The organism is Aquimarina pacifica (genome assembly GCF_000520955.1).
Lineage (GTDB): Bacteria > Bacteroidota > Bacteroidia > Flavobacteriales > Flavobacteriaceae > Aquimarina > Aquimarina pacifica.
Genome location: NZ_JACC01000021.1, coordinates 72,608 through 91,714 on the forward strand (window position 1 = coordinate 72,608; position 19,107 = coordinate 91,714).

Sequence of the window (19,107 nt, forward strand, 5' to 3'; positions counted from 1 at the left end):
ACAATAGTACTTGTTATTCATATGATATTGTTTTACAAGAGCAGTCGTTGCAAACTATGTCAGGAATAGTCTTAGATACTCTTGGTGACGCAATTAAGAATTCTGACTTATCTAATGACGAAATAATAGAACTTATTAATAAAACAATAGGTAATCAGAAATATGATCTTGCGATATCCTATACTAAATTATACCTAAAAAAAGGAGAAGAAAAAAATGATAACAGGATTAGATACAACTCCTATTATTATCTCGCGTATCTCTATTATTTACAGCAAAAAACTTCTGATGTAAGTATCAGTGTAGATAATGCTATGAAGTTCTTACCAGCGGAAAATAAAAAAAATAACGCGTTTAAGGTACTTCTCCTAAAAGGTTCTGCTTATATGAATAATAGTGAATATGAAAAAGCAATAAGCACGTATCTCAAAGCAAATTCATATATCGATACTCCCGATATTAATGAAGCTAGTTTATCCATAAAACTCAATATAGCCCAATGTAAAATAAGAATTAAAAGATACCAAGATGCCCTAAACGATTTACTATCTATCAAAAAACATATAAGTGATCCTTCGGTGATACAAAAACTCACCGAACACAATCAACAAGAAATTCCGTTTACTACCTATAATGCTATGGGAATTTGTTATAGAGAATTAGGAATGTATGAAAAAGCCATTCAGGTTTTTTTAGAAAATTTTGAACAGATAAAAGAATATGGTCCTAAAACAAATCTAAGTCTCACATATCTTAATATAGGAAAAACCTATTATGCGATGGATGACTGTAAAAAGGCGGAACAAAATTTACGATTATCCAGAGGTCTATTCATCGAATTAGAGCTCAAGAATGAGAATTTTATAATGACTAGCTACTTATTAGCCAATTGTCTATTTAAAAAATCGGAGTATGCTGAGGCTAAAAAAATTTTAGATGAAGGTATACCCATTTTAGAACGTAATAAAAAAACAGAGAATGCTGTAGAAATGATGGAACTAGCCATTAAAAATGCCGAACACCTGAATGATCTTCAGTCAGAAATGAAGTACACAAAACTTCTAACTAGTATTCAAAAAGATCTATACCTAGATAGAAATAGATCTAAAGATTTATTATTCGACAAACAAATAGACGAATTAGAAGAGGATAAGGAAAAACTTTTTTTTAGCAATAGAAAAAATAAAATATACCTACGTTTTATCCTCATTGTTACATGTATAGCCAGTATTGGATTATTCTTTCACAACAAAAAACAAAGAAAAAAGAACAACATCTTATTTGAAAAATTTACAAGAAATTTACAAGAAGTAGAAAAGGTATCTGAACAACAAACAAGTACAATTCTGACTAATAATGCTATACTATCAGATAAGAAAACTAACAATATTATCCACGAATTAGAAAAATTAGAAGAATCCCTTTTTTACATTGATGCAGAATGTACATTGCACAGCACAGCAAAACGTCTACACACGAATACAACGTATTTATCTAAAATAATTAATAAATACAAAAACCAAACCTTTACTAATTATATCAATGACTTAAGAATATCCTATGCGATAGAACAACTAAATAATGGTGGAAAATACAAATCATACTCTGTCAAAGGAATTTCTGAAGATCTAGGATACAAAAGTGTGAATACATTTAATACTGCGTTTAAAAAAGCAACCAACTTGAGCCCCAGCTTTTATGTAAAACAGATCAAGAAAAAAGAGTTATCTCAGGTATAATATCAATGTAGCCATATAACTAAATTGATATAAAAGCATCAAATTTATAAAATTGACTATATATCTATTTGAATACATTTTTGATAATTCTAATTTTAAGATTCGGACAACAATATTAATATAATTAATGAGACATCTATATTTACTTTATTTATCGGTACTTTTCTTTGGACATCAAGTCTTTTGTGCTCAAACTATTGCTTTTAACACATCAGAAGGAGCTGCTTTTATTCAAGACACGCTGAGATTAGAAGTCCTTATTGAAAATGATGGAATTTATATCGAATACGATGGAGATTTTCCGGAAGTTCTTGATGTTCCTGATATATACATAAAAGCTATAGCGCATAATAATTCCTCAAGCGAAAGTCCTGAACTCCGCATAGAAAACTATGTAGGATCGAGTCGTACCATTTCGAACAATACTATTTTTGGCGGAATCAATCCTATTATTATACCACCGATAAAACCAGGAAAAAATGGTGTTGGCAAGGAAATAGCATCTATTAAAAGAGACCATATAAAACCTTCAAATGAAGGTACACTAACTACTAAATTAATAAACGTAGGGAATAATAATACGCTTCAAACATTAACGAATCATTTTATGATTTTCTATGACGAAAGCGAACTTTTTATAAAAGATGCTAATTTTTCTACCAATTCAGGAAAAATTGACATGCAAATAGTGATCGTAAATTCAAGTAATGACATCAAAGCCAATTCAATAAGCTCATCCTCTTTTTCCTTCTACACCAGTACGTATTATTCATCCGACGTTTATTTAGATAAAGATGATAAAAAACTTTTTTCGAGGGGAACCAGAACACTACTCAGAAATCAATCAGAAACTCAACAATATAGTATTCTTGGTGCACCAAATAACGATATTGTTTTGGATGGTTACATACTTATTAAAGTAGATAGTCAAAATAATATTGATGAAATAGATGAGACTAATAATGTGTTCGTACTTCCTGCTAATACTACTATCGGTATCGAAAGTAATTTGACAATACCCCAAACTAATGCGCAAAATACAGTAGCTTCTCCAAATCCATTTCGAGAGTCGATTACATTTTCTATTAATAACAAGTTTACTAGTTCAGAAGGAATACTTTCTATTTATAATAGTAGCGGAATATTAATTGATCATAAAATCCTAAATGCCGGTAATGGAGATACACAGTCTTTAATGTATACAAACGATACACTGCCCAAAGGAACATATTTCTATGTTTTGCAAATAGGCGAAAAAAATCAAACAGGTACTATTATAAAACAATAATATATTTTAGACCTGTTTGACCAATCCCTTTCTTTGAGATCGTCTTTTAAGCAACCTAATTGATTTTTCTTATCCTGCCTAAACGTTTATGAATTGAATTGAAGAGCAAAGAACTTCTTTTCATCGTCTTAAAAATAGAGACCAATTCTATATGCTACCAATAATACCATTTATAATACGCGAAGCGTAAGATTATACCAGTTCTTATAGGAAATGGTATGAGTAACGTGAATAGGGGCATCACTATTACAAGAACATCTATCTGCTTTTGTATATATCTGTAGTAATACCTCCTGATTAAGAAAAGTGTCAAATTTATAAAATTGACTTTTCTTCCTTTTTATAATCAATGATTTACATATAATTTTATCAATGCATTCTAGTCGACAAGAATCATAAATCATTTTAAAAACATACGTAAAACATGAAAAATTATTTAAAAACATTAATACTAGCCTTTCTATTTGTTGGAATCTATAGTTGTCAAAAAGAGGATGACAGTATGTATGATCAAGAACTTTCTCTTGAAAAAGAAACCTCTCTCCCAGATGTTACAAAAAGTAGCCCTGATATTCTAATTGTATGTTCTGTAGATGGAATCCCTAATGGATATACAGTTCTAGAATATATAAACTATAGTAGTGAATGTCCTAATATTAATCTATTTTTTGGTCAATATAATGCAGCCATTGTAAAACGGGACGGAACTCCAAAAATTATTAGTGCAGGACCCGGCTGCAGTGACAACTATTGTATTTGGATCAAGGGTACTAATTTTGAAAGTAGTTCCTATGTAGACATTCGAACTACAACGGGTTCTACAATCATTGGAACCTATCGAGGAGCCAACCGTACTTTAACAACAAATGCTCAAGGGGAACAAGTTATTACATTACGATTAGGATCTAGTTACGAACGAAGTCAATTTGCTGGTAATGGTCTCCGAATTTGGGTAGTAAACCCAATAGCTAGAAAATGGGCTGACGGAAGAGTCGTAAAAAGACCCGGAAGTATTGATCCCATCGATCCGCCATGCAATCCAATCTGTCCATAAATAAAATCAAAATCAATAGGGATCGTTTGTGGTATGAAATACCTCAAGTAGGTACTAATACCATCATCATATAAAAGAATTGGTATAATACATTTTAATCCGGATAATCAATGTTGTTAGGTTAATAAAAAAGCGTAATGCTACTGTCACACAGAGCCTGTTGAAGTGATATTAACAATAAGTTCTTTAATAGACTTCAGCACGCTCAGTCTAACAAAGGACCGCTTAACTTAACAACATTGCCCGGATTATGCATAAATGTAAATCAACAAAAAAATATGGCTTTAATTCTTAGGTGAATCAATCATTTTTGATTTCCTTAAATGTAGTCTTCCCCATTTTTGGAGCTGACCAAGTTGTTCCAATACTTAAAATTACAGCTTGTTTCCAAAACCAACCAGCAGAATCAAATGAATTCCCTAAATCCTTTGCTATTAATTCTGGATCTACAATACAGTCTACATCACTGTAATCTTATATTTTTCATAGTTGGATTCCCAAGTAAGCTGCATTAATCCTCTTCCGACATATGGAGTATGGGAAGCACTTTTAGCATACTCCTTTATAGTTCTTAATCTGTCTGTTTCGTGATAAATTTTTCGAAATCATCCGATTTTTGGTTTTGGGTACTGTTAATTTTTTAAATTTTTATCATACCAATTTAAAATTACAGCTTTCATTTTTTTTCTATTAACCATATTGACATCTGCATTATTTTGATGAAATAACTCATAAAATAGCATATTAAATGTATCATTACTTATATCTCTTTCTAAAGTAAACTCTTGTTGAATTAACATTCTTATAGAAAGATTTTGTTCTTTGTTAATTAGATATAATAATTCTAAAGCAATGTCACCAGATTTGTAATTAAAATAATCTGCATATCTATATTGCGAACTTGTTGTATCATCAATTTTTTCAATGAGTGCAGGTGATATAGTTTTTTTATCAGAAGAGAGTATTTTAGCTATAATTTCATCTCCACTAGGATAAAAATTTTCATCAGGGAGGTTTTTAACAAATTTTAAGCTATCAACAATAGTGATTGATCTAGATGCTACAATATTATTTTTTTGAGAACAGGCATTTAGTGATAAAAATGCAAAACAAATCAAGATAATATTTTTTATCATAATGGAAATTTTTTCAAATCATTAAAAACAAACTTCTTGTCCTCTGCTAATTGATTAGTCTTAATTTCTTCAAACTCTTCTCTCAGAAAAACTTCAGAATCTTGACTTGGTTCAATATAATCTCGGCACTGTCTTTTTCTGAATTTTCTGGTGAGACACTATTAGACTCGGCAATAATATTACTTTTTCCTTTGCAAGAAAATATGCTTATTAAAATGATCGAATAAAAAAAATTAACGTGGAAACTCATAATCTGCCCAACCATATTTGTGGTACTTTTCATTAGGAGAAAATTCAGAAGCTCCCCAATCCAGATCTCCTGAACAAGGTATTCTATAATGTCCCCAGCAACAGAGAGTACTTTTCTTAGTTGTATAACTTGTCCAGATGCCATAAAATTGATAATTATTATAGCTATCATAATCATCTAATGTGGTATCATAAAGGATATCTCCATTCTTATTTTGACTCCATAAAATCATTAATTTACCTTTAAATTTTCCCGTAGAAGTTAGCTCTTCATTTTCGGATAAAGTGTAGTTCAGAACACTAAAACCTTGTTTTTTTACAATTTTAGGATTAGTGTATTCTAAAAACTCGGAAAACACATAATGCTTTTCAACATTAAATTCTCCATTGAATTTTCTTAAGTTTTTATTCATTACTGTGGTTTCTCCTTGAATATGATAACAATTGGTATCAATACTATCTTTATTAATAGTAGTAAACTTTATTCTTAACCTTTTTCTGTTTTCACCAATAAACCCTAGAAATTCAGTCTCATTATTTCTTAGGGCTTCTGTCAAATTCAAATCAGATTTAAGTATCGTATATTTTACATCAGGTTGAATAAAATTGTTCAAAACTTCAGTAAAAGAGCACTTTGATTGTCCATTAACTATTACCGTAAATAATAGTAAAATTTTTAATGTAATAACATTTTTAAGATATCTCATCAGTAATTATTAATTAGTCTGTCCTTACATTACAAACTCTCAAGATTTTGCCCTTTTTACTTTTGTTTAATTTATTTTCAGTCCGTTAGAGAATCAAACTACTATTTTTATGCGGAACGAAGTACTCTTTTTGTGAAGAGTAATGTTGTAGAAATGGAATAAAACTATAATTAGTTAAATCTTTTTCCCTAATAAACCTATTCTACAAAAGTTCTTTTCACTAGTTCTCCTCCTTTATAAGTCTCTTTATAAATTAAAATCCCTTTTTTAAAGTTATCAAAGGAATAGTACTTCCATTCTCCTATTTTTTCTCCTTCATTGTAATTCCCTTCAGAAAAAGTATTACAACTTTCGATTCTCATACTTTTTTTTAGGGCAGCAAAAAATTTATTCGGAGTAATCTCCTTCCACATGCCAGTTTTCATTCTGTTTTTTATTTCTCCTTCTTTTTTTATTCCTAATTTATCCTCATCAAGGTATTCTACAATTTTACCATTTTCTTTAATTTTCCATTTACAATATCGAATAAAATTTCCTTGATTTTCACCATAATAAAAATCTTTTGTATGAATAATATAGTTTTCATCTATATACATACGCCTATAATCACCTCCAAGACTATGATTTCCTTCAAAACGTTCAATAGTCAACCTATCCAAAACTTCACCATTTTTAATAGTTATTATATCTCCATAAGCAACACTCCAAGGAAACTCTCTTCCTTGATCTAAATTGTCTTTAGAAAACCATATCCCTAAAACTTTAATTGAATCACCAGTATCAGGAAGTCTTGCAATTCCATAGTCTTTTATCTGACCATTTTCTGTTATTGCATTTCTATAATCATGCTTTACATCTAAAAAATAATCAATACTATAAGTTCTTTTCTTTTTTATCTTATAGTTTTCGGGTATATAGCCTTCGTAGAAGCCTAGTAGTTTATTGATGGATTTTTCATTTTCATTTATAATCCTATTTCTATCATAGATATCACCAAAGTTCCATTCTACAGGGAATTTGAAGTCTATTAACAACTTATTACCTATTGATAATTGTAATGGTTCAATCGTATCAATGAAAGAAAAGTTTTTTTTGATAGTTGCACTTTGATTGAAATACAAAACACTATCGATTTCAGTAATTTCTTTAGGCTTTTCTGTATCAATAGAAGCTTCGATTCGTTTTTTAATATCCTTCTCTTGAAAATTACAGGATGAAAAAATAACCAGAGACTTGAAAATAATGAGAATATATTTCATACCATTTTTATTAATTGATTGTCACCACCCTTTCAAGATTAAAATCTCCCGAATGTAGATGATCGTTATGACCATTACTATAAGCCGTATCAGTAAGTTGAGGATACCAACTTATATTTCCACGTAATATATTGGTAAAATAATAGTCTCTAAATGCATCCACTTTAAGTTGTTCTATTGCTAATGTTGAAAGATAAGCTGTATCAACACTATCTCCATTTGGATGTGTTACACTTGGATAACTTGTAGCGTCTCCAAAACACATTCCCGTACAAACAACATCGGTTCTTCCCAGTTGAATCAAAACACCAATAAAGCCAGCAAAACATGCTGGATTACAATACCTCCTAGCGGTATTTCTGTAAGAAAATGTTGCCCTAACATTATTCAATCCAGTTTCAAAATTAATATTCAAATCATCAGGCATTCTAATTAGGTCTACTAAATCATTTGGGTCATTTGGGCTTGTTAGAGCATATCTTCTATACCCATATGCTTGTCCGTAAGAAATAATTGAGCCATCAGCATAGTAATAATTTGTTTCTGCATCTCCTCCTTGGGGTGCGGCTACTGAACTTGTATAATTGTTGTAATTACTCTGGAAATTGGTAGAAGTAATTCTTTGCCCATTATTTCTTCTTCTTACTCTAGTTTGAGTACATTCACAAATTTCGTAACAATTATCTATTAAATTATAAAAAAAATATTTTACCTCCGTCGAAAAGTCATTTTCAATAAAAGAAATTCTCCTTCTCACTACTTCTTCATTATGGGTATGGGTTCCAAGAGAATTAAATAAATTATCCCCATGATAAATCTCATAAACATTTTTATTCTCCAACGTAAACTCGTGCCCTTCAGAATTCATAAATCGTCCAATCTTAAGAGGGGGACCCTGTGTATTATCCTCAGGCCCATAGTCTACAATCATGTTCTTATCTTCCGGGACAACATCTATTTCTATTGTTGGTAAATCAGAACCAGAATTATTAATATTTTCTGCCCACGTATCAAAATCGGTTCTTGCATTGGGGCGTAATGAAACTTTAATAATTGCAGTATCTATGAAATCATCTAGATTGCCATAATCACAATTTCCTTCTATATCATTAAGAGCTGTAGTATCTCCTACTTGCACTGTTATACTATCTACATCAGTTGTACCATTAGTAATTTGTAATGTCTCATCCGCTACTCCCGTAAGATTGCAGTCTCCTGTTTTTAGAGCAACCACCAAACTTGCTCTTTCTGTAGAGATTAAGCTTTGGTTGGGGGGAGTAAAATTTTCGGTTTCAACTATAATATATACATCACGCCCCAAAATCCCTTCATTAATTTCATCGAAAGCCACCGTTGGTGTTGTTGCTGGAACCGCGCCCCCAGTTACTACTTTTTTCGCAAAATATGCATTTGTAATACGAGGAGTAACAATTGTTAAATCTTCAAAATCCAAACTTATATGTGGATAGTCTGTAAGCCATACTCTTCCCATATCTAAGGTTATTTTTTTTGTTGTTTTATTGCTTTTAACGATAATTTCATAGTATCCGAGGTAACATTAATAGTTAAAATATCATCTTCAAGGACACTTCCATTATACTCAAAATCTAGTTTATTATTATTCAAATCAATAGACGCTTCTTTTCCGATAGCACTTGATGATTTAATCACATAATAAATTTCACTTCCCGCCTTTAGCCTATTTTCAGGAATTCTATTCCCATTTTTGTCTTGGTAATAGCTATCTATTAGTTCTGGCTCTACATTCTCCTCCCGCATCATCACTGGTGTTGTATCTTCTATAAAGGGGTCGCTGGGGTTCCATGATTTTTCGAAAGTAACACCTCGATAACGTTGTATCCCGGGACTAATGACTACACGCATCGTATAATTATCGGTCCCCTGGCTATAAAAAGAGGTTTCGCGCTCTATGATATAGGCGTTGGCAAACTCGAGCTCTGCATCGATATGAATGCCATCCCATTTATGAAAGCGTATTTTACCACGAATCATTCGGTCGGATTGCATCGATTCTAGAAACTCTTGTGGTTTTCTGGGTGTAGGAATCACTACAGAAATAACACCACCATCTGGGGTTCCCCAAGGCTGACCGCGATAGTCTGTCGGGGTATGAAGTCCAGAATTAAAATATAAAATCGTAAATTCTTGATCAAAGAGATGAAGTTCGGCTTTGGCACTCATTTAGTTCTTATTATATAGCATACCAGATGTTTTCATTACTACGCATCAATGGATTCGATCGACGTATATTGAATAACACATTTTATTATTTTGTTATTGCTGTTCGATTACATTTCTAGTTAGCCTACAAAACAGGTTTTGGGAGTTATAAAGAAACGTAAAATAATTGAGAATGTTTTACCCTTGGAAAAAATTTCTGGTTTGGATGTCTCATGCTTGAAGACTGATATAGGAAGTTCGATTTAGAGTATCCCGTCCCAGGGTCAGACCCTTGATTTGGAAAGTGTGAGTGGTGCTAATTCATTTTGCTATACTTATCTTCTGTACAGCAGTATCAATCTACATTGTAAAATATAGCGTTTACAAAGAAAAAGTCCCCTAACCTAACCCTCTCTATTGGCAGAAAAAACTTGCGTATGTGCTAAAATTTGTGGTAGCATGATATTTATCGAACTGCAAAAACTAACTTTAGCTAATTTAAAGAAACTCGAAACCAAACTTCGGTCTTACAACACCCGATATCATACTCTATCCAAAAAAAACAATTACATGTTGCTATAAAGAAGACGCTAATGTATTAACATCCTGAACAACTGACTTATATAAATTTTTATTGGGTTTGGACATGTGCTGCGCTTCATTTTGGATTGAATGCAGAATCTCTTTTGCCTCTTCTACTTTTCCTTTTTTAACTAAAAATTCAGCAAGTACAAACCGTTCTCTATAATGAGAATATCGCTGATCTATACCTCTTAATTGTCCTTCTGCCCTGTCTGATTCTCCTTGCTCTTCTAAAGCCAATCCGTACAAAAACTGACTTCTCGAGCCCCTAAAATCCGAATTTTCTTTAATTTTTTCAGCATAAAAAATAACTTTTTCTGAGTTATTGATCTGCGAATAGCTTTCTATAATTTTTTTGATAACTCCAGCATCACCATTTCTATCAGCATCCAAAACGTTTTCATAGGCACCTAACGCATTATGATAGTCTTTTATTTCGAATAAGGCATTTGCCAAATTGATCCGATTCTGAAAAGTGTCTGCAAAATCGAGTTGTTTTTGCAAATCTGTAATCTTCTTTGTTGGATTAATAACGTGTGTAATTTCGTTCTGTACCACATCTAAATCTTTTTTAGAGAAGACTTGGGTACAGATATAAATAATACTACCTAACACGGGCAAAAGCATAATAACAAAATACCAATAGTAATTTTTGTTATTCTTAAACACATGATATATACAAAACCCCTGTAAGGCTATAATTAAAGCATAATGCATCAGATATGGTATATGAATTTATTTTAGAATAAGTACCAAATCATCTGCATTGACCATCGTACCTGATTTTAAAACTATTTTTTTTATTATTCCCGATTCATTAGCTGTAATTGTAGTTTCCATCTTCATGGCTTCTATAATAAATAAAGGGTCGTTTTTCTTAATTTCCTGACCCGTTTTTACCAATACAGATGACAATGACCCTTGCAATGGCGCTCCTATTTGCTTTTTATCTGCTTTGTCTACTTTGGCGTGTGCTACTTTTGTAACTTTTACAGAAGTATCTTGTATTTCTACATTTCGAGTTTGTCCATTGATCTTAAAGAAAACAGTCACCTTACCTTCATCATTTGGATCTCCTACCGAGATTAGTTGTATCAGTAATGTTTTTCCTTTATCAAGTTGTACTATGATCTCTTCTCCGGGTGTCATACCATAAAAGAAATTTTTTGTAGGTATGGTAACTACATTTCCATATTTAAGGTGATGGTTATATGCTCCGGTAAATACTTTGGGATATAATTTATAGGAAAGAAAATCAGTAATATCTAGTTCTCTCCCCATACCTTTTTTAAATATTTTTACAAAATCCTTAAACTCTTCTTCAAAATCTACAGGTTTAAGATGGGCGTTAGGCCTATCTGTAAAAGGTTTTTGATCCTTAAGTACTGATTTTTGTATTAATTTAGGAAAGCCTCCTTCGGGTTGCCCTAGTTCTCCTTTAAAGAAATTAATCACCGATTGCGGAAAAGAAATCATTTCTCCTCTTTCTTTTACATCCTCTATAGTCAAATTATTACTTACCAGATATTGCGCCATATCTCCTACAACTTTGGAGCTCGGAGTTACTTTAACAATATCACCAAAGAGTTCATTCACTTCTCCATACATTTTGGTAATTTCATGAAAACGATCTGATAACCCCAATGCTTGTGCTTGCGGTTTTAGATTAGAATATTGTCCTCCCGGAATTTCATGTTGATACACCTCTCCTGTTCCTGCTTTTAGTCCAGACTCAAAAACATAGTAATACTCTCTTACGGCTTCCCAATAATTCGAATATTCATTTAATTTTTTGGTATCCATCTTATTTTCGCGTTCATGAAATTTCATCATTTCCATCACTGCATTAAAGTTAGGTTGTGAGGTAAGTCCCGACAATCCTCCCATTGCTACATCGACAACATCGACACCCGCTTCGATGGCTTTAAGATAAGTTGCTGATTGTACAGAAGATGTATCGTGTGTATGTAAATGAATAGGAATATTAATTTCTGATTTTAATGCCGAAACTAATTCATAGGCTGCATATGGTTTTAATAATCCGGCCATATCTTTAATTCCTAAAATATGAGCTCCTGCATTTTCTATATCTTTTGCCAATTGGATATAATAATCCAACGTGTATTTTGTTCTTTTTGTATCTAAAATATCACCTGTGTAACACAGAGAGCCTTCTGCCAAGCCTTGTGTTCTGGTACGAACATGCTCGATACAAGGGGCTATTGATTTCATCCAGTTTAATGAATCAAAAATTCTGAATACATCTACACCATTTTCCCAAGATTGCTCTACAAACTTACCCACCATATTATCTGGATAGGCTGTGTACCCGACACCATTTGATCCACGAATCAACATTTGTAACAATAGATTGGGCATAGCTGCACGCAATGCTCGTAATCGCTCCCATGGATTTTCTTTGAGGAACCTCAGGCACACATCAAAGGTAGCTCCTCCCCAAACTTCCATGCTAAAAATTTCGGGATGATTCTTAGAAAATCCTTCGGCAATCTTTACCATGTCGTATGTACGCATTCTGGTAGCCAACAAACTCTGATGCGCATCGCGCATAGTGGTATCTGTAAAATGAATTTTCTGTTCGTTTTTTAACCATTCTGCGAATTTCTCAGGTCCTAAATCTGTTAGAAGGTTTTTAGTTCCTTTGGGGTGTGCTATACTTTCATCAAATTTAGGAATAACAGGCGTTATAAACTTTTTTGTCGGATCCATCTTTTTTACATCTGGATTACCATTAACTATAACATCCCCTAAAAAGTTAACCAATTTGGTAGCTCTATTACGTGCTTCTTTGATAACAAACAACGACTTCGTATCCTGAATAAAATTAACAGTAACAGCTCCTTTTCTAAAAGTTTCGTGTTTCAGAATATTATCTAGAAATGGCATATTGGTTTTTACACCTCGAATTCTAAATTCAGAAAGTGCTCTTCGCATTTTTCTACAAGCTCCATCTAGTGTTCTACTATTCGCAGAAATCTTTACCAACATCGAATCAAAAAATGGAGAAATCGTTACCCCTTGATACACACTCCCTGCATCTAATCTAATCCCAAATCCTGATGCACTTCTATAAGTTGTAATCGTGCCATAATCAGGTTTAAAATCATTTTCTGGATCTTCGGTTGTAATTCTGCATTGCAATGCAAATCCATTTGTAGTAAGACTTTCTTGACTATCTATTTTAATTTGCTGATCAGACAACTTATACCCTCCTGCGATAAATATCTGGGTTTTAATCAAATCAACGCCGGTTACCACCTCTGTAACAGTATGCTCTACCTGTACTCTTGGATTTACTTCGATAAAATAAATACTTTCATCATCATCTACCAAAAACTCTACGGTCCCTATATTATCATAGTTTACAGCAGTACAGATCTTAATGGCATAATTATATAAATCTTGTTTTATTTGTTCTGACACTCCAAAGGAGGGAGCATACTCAATAACTTTTTGATACCTCCTTTGCACAGAGCAATCTCTTTCAAAAAGATGAACCATATTACCATGCTCATCAGCTACAATTTGTACTTCTATATGTTTTGGATTCGCTACAAATTTTTCGAGAAACACGGTATCGTCTCCAAAAGCATTGAGTGCTTCTCTCTGCGATTCTGGATATGCCTTCTCTAATTCTTCTTCATTTCTTATAACACGCATCCCTCGTCCACCTCCTCCTGAAGCTGCTTTGAGCATTACCGGAAAACCAATACGTTTTGCTTCTTTTAAGGCTACTGTTACATTTTTAAGTTCCTCCTTATTACTTTGTATGATAGGTATATCATTATCTATAGCAACTTTTTTTGCAGTTATCTTATCTCCTAATGAACGAAGCACTGACACTTTTGGACCAATAAAAATAATATCGTTTTTCAGACATTGCTCTGCAAAATCTGCATTTTCTGAGAGAAATCCGTACCCCGGATGAATAGCGTCGACATTATTTTCTTTCGCTACTTTAATAATTCCCTGAATATTCAAATAAGGTTTGAGAGGATCATTATCCTCTCCTATTTGATACGCCTCATCTGCTTTATATCTGTGTAATGAATATCGATCTTCGTATGTATATATACCCACCGTTTGTAAACCAATTTCTGTACAAGCTCTAAAAATTCGAATGGCTATTTCTCCTCTATTGGCTACTAAAACTTTTTTGATTTTCATTATATCTAATATTAATTCATTAACACAGTAGTGCGTATTCGCACGAAGATATCGATAAGAAATAATCTTTGCAATAGCATTTTAAAAAATTCAGTGCCATCAATTCTTTATTCTTGCTTTTCTCGCAACAAAAATATTAACATTTACTTAACGCTCCTAGCGATTTTGTTTTGATAGGTTTGCGGCCTGTAAACACACACCTTCACAAATTGCTTATAAAAATAAATTATCTAATTTTTTTAAGTATGCAAAACATTTTTTCTTCTATCACAAATATCTTGGATATATGTAGTTATTCATTATATATGGTCAATACATTATTAACTCCCTCTCAAAATATCGAAGCTGTAATTTCTGAAAACAGCAAGGTCTTTTTATAAACAACAATAGCGTATAGAAATTATACCCGCATCAGCTCTTCTTCTGTAGAGCTCGGATAATATTACAACTACAAATCAAGTAACAAATATTTTATTTTGAAGAAATCACCTTTAAAAAACCAAACACGCATTACACTCTTTCTAAACGACATAGAAGTAAAATCATCTTATTATAAAAGAAGTAATTCTAAAAAAAAGAACCAATTATTTTTTTTCGGCACTATAGTTGCTTAACAGAATTAAAACAACAAACTTTTAATACAAACAATTTTTAATATTAATAAACAACTCACTAATTTTTAAACTTTTTAATTTATGAAAAACAAAATTTTTCTTTTAACGGGGCTGATAACTGCAAGTACATTTTTATTTAGCTGTAGCAAAGATGACGATTCTAACAGCGATAATGATTTAGATGGGTTAATACCCGATACAGAAGTAACTACTTCTAAACAACACAAGAGTATCGAAGAAGCTACTAATCAAATCAATGAAATAAGTCAAAATTCATTTGATAGTTCTAGTGATCGCTCTTCTAAAAAACTCCGTCTAAAAACAGCAAGTGACTGTGCTTCTATTGAGGAAAATATAAATGAAAATGATTTGAATTCTGGAACGGCGACAATAGATTTTGGAGATGGTTGTGAGCTTGAGGATGGATCCACCATTTCAGGAAAAATCTTAATGTCTTTCGTTTATGAAGATACAGAAGATGGTATTTTAATTACCTCTACACAGACTATGGAAAACCTAACTATTGATGATATGTCTGTTAGTGGAACATCTACAATGACTATGGTAATGCCTACTTTTGACTTTTTTGATGAGAATATTGATGAGTTCAAAACAAGTATTGAATTTATTACTAAATTGTCTTTTGAGTGGGAAGATGGGCTTACAGCCTCTATAGAAGAAACAATGGATGAAGAAATTATTCAATCTTTTGACTTTTCTAACCCTAATGATTCTGGAAGCAGTATTACTATTCGAGGTATTGGCTCAACAAAATTTAGTAATGGAGACACCTACTCTTTTACTACCTCAATACCTATAATTCTGGATCTTAATTGTGAATATCCATTAAGCGGTATTATCTTAAATACTGAAAACACAATCACTACGACCTTAGATTTTGGAAATGGAGAATGTGACAGTATTGCTATAGAAACAGATGCTGATGGGAATAAAACAACGATAGACCTTGATACTGAAGAGGTAATAATTTAGTCTCTACAAATTCATAAAAAATCACACCGCCTAAGTACATACTTGGGCGGTATTTTTTGATCACATTATTGTTTTTGTATCTTATTATAATATGCTTTTTCGGTAACCTCTGACCATTTAGAAACTCTAGTTTGAAAATTAGAATAACTCTCATAGACTTCTTTGGAAAGTGGATCATTGCCTATCATTTCTTTCAAAGCTTCATCAGTATACTTACGGAGTGAATCCAGCGTTTCTTTAGAAAATTCTCTGATTTCTACGCTTTCTTCTTTTACTAATTTATCTAGATAGATTCCATTTTGTTTATCAAACTCTGATAACACCCATACTTGTGCTCGTTTTGATGCGGCTTGTAATGCGGCCTGCAAATGTATTGGCAGTCCATCATATAAATTTTTATTAATAAAAAACTCCATTTGAGAACCAGGTTCATGCCATCCTGGTGTGTAATAGTATTTTGCAATTTTATGAAACCCCATTTTATAATCATGATAAGGACCAATCCATTCTGTAGCATCAATAACACCACGTTCTAAACTAGTATAAATCTCTCCTCCCGAAACCAATACAGCAGCCCCGCCAGCTTTTTCTAAAACTTTACCCCCAATACCAGGTAAGCGCATTTTTAACCCCTTTAGGTCTTCGGCAGAATTTATTTCTCGATTAAACCACCCTCCCATCTGAACACCAGTATTTCCTCCCATAAAAGGAACTAGATTAAATTTAGCATATGTTTTTTTCCAGAGCTCATATCCGCCACCAGTTTCTAACCATGCTGTAATCTGCTGGCTATTCATGCCAAAGGGTACTGCTGCAAAAAATTGTGCAGCTGGCGTTTTCCCTGCCCAATAGTATGATGCACCAGATCCCATTTCTATGGTTCCGTTAGAAACAGCATCAAAAGCTTCTAAAGGCGGAACAAGCTCACCACCACCATATACCTTTATTTTAATTTGTCCGTTGGATAATTCCTCTACCCACTCAGAATATTTTACCGCCACCTCTCCCAAAACAGGAAAATTCGGAGGCCATGTTGTGGTCATTTTCCAATAAAAAACCTTATCCGGTTTTGTAACATCATAAGATGTCGTATTCATACTCGCAGGAGGATCTCCGAGACACGAAAGAAAGAAAGATATTATGATAACTAACGCAAAGTACCGTACCATTTTATTCTTTATATTTTTATGGACCACACTAAATTTCATAACGTATTTTTTATCTATTTTTTACTTAATCAAAGTACTTTAAAGGCTATCCTATTGGGTAGTCAAAATAATCTCAGGGAAAAAGAATACAATCCCCAAAATCAATAGTTGAATCCCTATAAACGGAATAATCCCTTTGTAAATCTGACTGGTTTTCACTTCTTCTGGTGCTACACCTTTGAGATAAAATAATGCAAATCCAAAAGGCGGTGTCAAAAAAGAGGTTTGTAAATTTAGCGCAATCAGCACACCGACCCATAGCATATCCATACCAAAAGCATTAAAAATCGGCGTTACTACGGGAACGATAATAAAAATAATCTCTATAAAATCAATAAAGAACCCAGCAATAAAAATAATTACCATAACCAATAACAAGAATAATACTGGTGTTAACTCAGAGTTCATTATTACTTCTTGTAAATATGCATCTCCTCCCAAAGTTCTAAATACTAATGTAAATGTTGTCGCCCCCAATAATATAAAAAACACCATGGATGTTAGCCGAGCTGTTTCTTGTACAACTTCTTTTAATATTTTTATGGAGAATTTTTTTTGAAATATTGTCAACATAGTAGCACCTAGTGCCCCTATCGCCGAAGCTTCTGTCGGCGATGCAATTCCTAAAAAAATAGAACCTAAAACCAACATAATCAAAACTATAGGAAGCACCATCACTTTTATTATTTTAGACACAAAATGATGGTCTCTAAATTCTAAAATCTCTTCTTTCGGAATACTTGGGGCATACTCTTTATGTATAAACGATATAATTAGTATGTAGATACTGTATAAAGTAACAAGAAGTATTCCTGGCACAATAGCTACAGAAAATAAGGTCCCCACATCAACCGAAGCCGCTCCTCTTGATGAGCTGTTTATGGTGTCGGCTAACAAGACCAATACTATAGACGGAGGAATAATTTGCCCTAGTGTTCCTGACGAAGCAATTACTCCTGTTGCTAGTTCTGTTTTATACCCTCGCTTAAGCATTGTGGGCAAACTAATAAGTCCCATAGTGACCACAGTTGCTCCTACAATACCAGTAGATGCTGCTAATAATGCCCCTACAATAACAACCGAAATTGCGAGACCTCCTGGGATGCGACCAAATAACATGGCCATCGTTTCTAACAAACTTTGCGCTAATCCAGATTTTTCTAACATGATCCCCATGAATACAAATAAAGGAACCGCCATCAATACATAATTATTAACTACTCCCATGATTCTTGAGGGTAATAAATAAAATATTGACATTTGGAATATTTCGGGAGCAAAAATTGATACTGCAAAAGCAAAAGCAATAGAAACCCCTCCTAAAGTAAAGGCCACAGGATATCCTCTCAAAATAAGAATAAAAACAGCTGCAAATAATACTATTGCGAGATACCCCATTACTTCTTACTTATTATTTGAATAGATTTAAGCATATGGGACACCCCCTGAAGCAACAAAAACGTAAACCCCAAAGTGATACAAAATTTAAGTACATATAATGCTGGGAGTCCTCCTGGTTGTGGAGAACTTTCGCCCATCAAAAAAGAAGACATACCATAATACCAAGATGAAACTATTACAACATAACACCAAGGAATCAATAAAAAAACACCTCCTAAAAGGTCTATCCAAGCTTTTCTTTTATCTGATAATCGGGTATAAAACACATCAACTCGAACATGCTTTTCATATTTAAAAGTATATCCTGATGATAATAAAAATAGCATCCCAAAGAGATATATTTCTAATTCGATCATCCATACATATGTAAACTCAAAAACATATCTAATAACAACATCCAAACTAATAACAACTGCCAATAATACTGAAGTCCAACTTACTACGACACCAATTTTTTCTCCAAGCCAATCAAGAAAACTTATTAATTTCTGCATCCAATGATCTATGT

The 19,107-nt window shown here is 32.8% G+C and carries 14 protein-coding genes; 4 read left to right on the forward strand and 10 right to left on the reverse strand.

Features of this window, described 5'->3' with window-relative positions; all coding sequences use genetic code 11:
- The first annotated feature begins 56 nt into the window (after window positions 1-56).
- The 3 genes from DZ60_RS0111885 (at window position 57) to DZ60_RS0111900 (ending at window position 4,081) form a co-directional block, all read left to right on the forward strand.
- Window positions 57-1,739: a tetratricopeptide repeat protein gene (locus tag DZ60_RS0111885; protein ID WP_025742290.1), complete on the forward strand. Its 1,683-nt coding sequence runs from the start codon at window positions 57-59 to the stop codon at window positions 1,737-1,739.
- Between the two features lie 127 nt (window positions 1,740-1,866).
- Window positions 1,867-3,027, forward strand: coding sequence for a T9SS type A sorting domain-containing protein (locus DZ60_RS0111890; protein WP_025742291.1), 1,161 nt, complete (start codon window positions 1,867-1,869; stop codon window positions 3,025-3,027).
- A gap of 424 nt (window positions 3,028-3,451) precedes the next feature.
- A complete protein-coding gene (locus DZ60_RS0111900; RefSeq protein WP_025742293.1) occupies window positions 3,452-4,081 on the forward strand; it encodes a hypothetical protein in 630 nt (209 codons plus the stop codon).
- Between the two features lie 632 nt (window positions 4,082-4,713).
- Here the strand turns inward: DZ60_RS0111900 and DZ60_RS0111905 are convergent.
- The 7 genes from DZ60_RS0111905 to DZ60_RS0111935 all read right to left on the reverse strand — a co-directional run bounded on the left by DZ60_RS0111905 (window position 4,714) and on the right by DZ60_RS0111935 (window position 14,383).
- Entirely contained in the window at window positions 4,714-5,217 is a 504-nt protein-coding gene (locus DZ60_RS0111905) for a hypothetical protein (RefSeq protein WP_025742294.1), read from the reverse strand.
- A 233-nt stretch (window positions 5,218-5,450) separates the two neighbouring features.
- Window positions 5,451-6,173: a hypothetical protein gene (locus tag DZ60_RS0111910; RefSeq protein ID WP_025742295.1), complete on the reverse strand. Its 723-nt coding sequence runs from the start codon at window positions 6,171-6,173 to the stop codon at window positions 5,451-5,453.
- A gap of 197 nt (window positions 6,174-6,370) precedes the next feature.
- A complete protein-coding gene (locus DZ60_RS0111915) occupies window positions 6,371-7,432 on the reverse strand; it encodes a hypothetical protein (RefSeq protein WP_025742296.1) in 1,062 nt (353 codons plus the stop codon).
- A 10-nt stretch (window positions 7,433-7,442) separates the two neighbouring features.
- Entirely contained in the window at window positions 7,443-8,924 is a 1,482-nt protein-coding gene (locus tag DZ60_RS0111920; protein WP_025742297.1) for a hypothetical protein, read from the reverse strand.
- A gap of 8 nt (window positions 8,925-8,932) precedes the next feature.
- The gene (gene tssD, locus DZ60_RS0111925; protein ID WP_025742298.1) at window positions 8,933-9,634 is read right to left on the reverse strand and encodes a type VI secretion system tube protein TssD; all 702 of its coding nucleotides are present in this window, start codon (window positions 9,632-9,634) and stop codon (window positions 8,933-8,935) included.
- Window positions 9,635-10,189: 555 nt separating this feature from the next.
- Window positions 10,190-10,753 carry a CDC27 family protein gene (locus tag DZ60_RS0111930; protein WP_161634397.1) on the reverse strand — a complete coding sequence of 188 codons (564 nt, stop codon included), beginning with the start codon at window positions 10,751-10,753 and terminating at the stop codon, window positions 10,190-10,192.
- Window positions 10,754-10,930: 177 nt separating this feature from the next.
- Complete coding sequence (locus tag DZ60_RS0111935) at window positions 10,931-14,383, reverse strand: pyruvate carboxylase (protein ID WP_025742300.1); 3,453 nt, start codon at window positions 14,381-14,383, stop codon at window positions 10,931-10,933.
- Between the two features lie 695 nt (window positions 14,384-15,078).
- Between DZ60_RS0111935 and DZ60_RS0111940 the strand changes: the two genes are divergently transcribed.
- Window positions 15,079-15,990: a hypothetical protein gene (locus DZ60_RS0111940; RefSeq protein WP_025742301.1), complete on the forward strand. Its 912-nt coding sequence runs from the start codon at window positions 15,079-15,081 to the stop codon at window positions 15,988-15,990.
- 65 nt (window positions 15,991-16,055) lie between these two features.
- Here DZ60_RS0111940 and DZ60_RS0111945 read toward each other — a convergent pair whose 3' ends face one another.
- The 3 genes from DZ60_RS0111945 to DZ60_RS0111955 form a co-directional block, all read right to left on the reverse strand.
- Window positions 16,056-17,159, reverse strand: coding sequence for a TRAP transporter substrate-binding protein (locus tag DZ60_RS0111945; RefSeq protein WP_152537423.1), 1,104 nt, complete (start codon window positions 17,157-17,159; stop codon window positions 16,056-16,058).
- 90 nt (window positions 17,160-17,249) lie between these two features.
- Complete coding sequence (locus tag DZ60_RS0111950; protein WP_025742303.1) at window positions 17,250-18,596, reverse strand: TRAP transporter large permease; 1,347 nt, start codon at window positions 18,594-18,596, stop codon at window positions 17,250-17,252.
- Window positions 18,596-19,093, reverse strand: coding sequence for a TRAP transporter small permease subunit (locus DZ60_RS0111955; protein WP_034229541.1), 498 nt, complete (start codon window positions 19,091-19,093; stop codon window positions 18,596-18,598). The genes DZ60_RS0111950 and DZ60_RS0111955 overlap by 1 nt, the downstream gene beginning before the upstream one ends.
- Between the last annotated feature and the right edge of the window lie 14 nt (window positions 19,094-19,107).

Excerpts from the sequence above, each read along its gene's own strand:
- DZ60_RS0111940 (WP_025742301.1), top strand. The coding sequence starts at position 15,079 with ATGAAAAACAAAATTTTTCTTTTAACGGGGCTGATAACTGCAAGTACA.
- DZ60_RS0111905 (WP_025742294.1), bottom strand. The coding sequence starts at position 5,217 with ATGATAAAAAATATTATCTTGATTTGTTTTGCATTTTTATCACTAAAT.
- DZ60_RS0111945 (WP_152537423.1), bottom strand. The coding sequence starts at position 17,159 with ATGGTACGGTACTTTGCGTTAGTTATCATAATATCTTTCTTTCTTTCG.
- DZ60_RS0111885 (WP_025742290.1), top strand. The coding sequence starts at position 57 with ATGTCAGGAATAGTCTTAGATACTCTTGGTGACGCAATTAAGAATTCT.
- DZ60_RS0111915 (WP_025742296.1), bottom strand. The coding sequence starts at position 7,432 with ATGAAATATATTCTCATTATTTTCAAGTCTCTGGTTATTTTTTCATCC.
- DZ60_RS0111935 (WP_025742300.1), bottom strand. The coding sequence starts at position 14,383 with ATGAAAATCAAAAAAGTTTTAGTAGCCAATAGAGGAGAAATAGCCATT.
- DZ60_RS0111910 (WP_025742295.1), bottom strand. The coding sequence starts at position 6,173 with ATGAGATATCTTAAAAATGTTATTACATTAAAAATTTTACTATTATTT.
- DZ60_RS0111955 (WP_034229541.1), bottom strand. The coding sequence starts at position 19,093 with ATGCAGAAATTAATAAGTTTTCTTGATTGGCTTGGAGAAAAAATTGGT.
- DZ60_RS0111920 (WP_025742297.1), bottom strand. The coding sequence starts at position 8,924 with ATGGGAAGAGTATGGCTTACAGACTATCCACATATAAGTTTGGATTTT.
- DZ60_RS0111890 (WP_025742291.1), top strand. The coding sequence starts at position 1,867 with ATGAGACATCTATATTTACTTTATTTATCGGTACTTTTCTTTGGACAT.
- DZ60_RS0111900 (WP_025742293.1), top strand. The coding sequence starts at position 3,452 with ATGAAAAATTATTTAAAAACATTAATACTAGCCTTTCTATTTGTTGGA.
- tssD (WP_025742298.1), bottom strand. The coding sequence starts at position 9,634 with ATGAGTGCCAAAGCCGAACTTCATCTCTTTGATCAAGAATTTACGATT.
- DZ60_RS0111950 (WP_025742303.1), bottom strand. The coding sequence starts at position 18,596 with ATGGGGTATCTCGCAATAGTATTATTTGCAGCTGTTTTTATTCTTATT.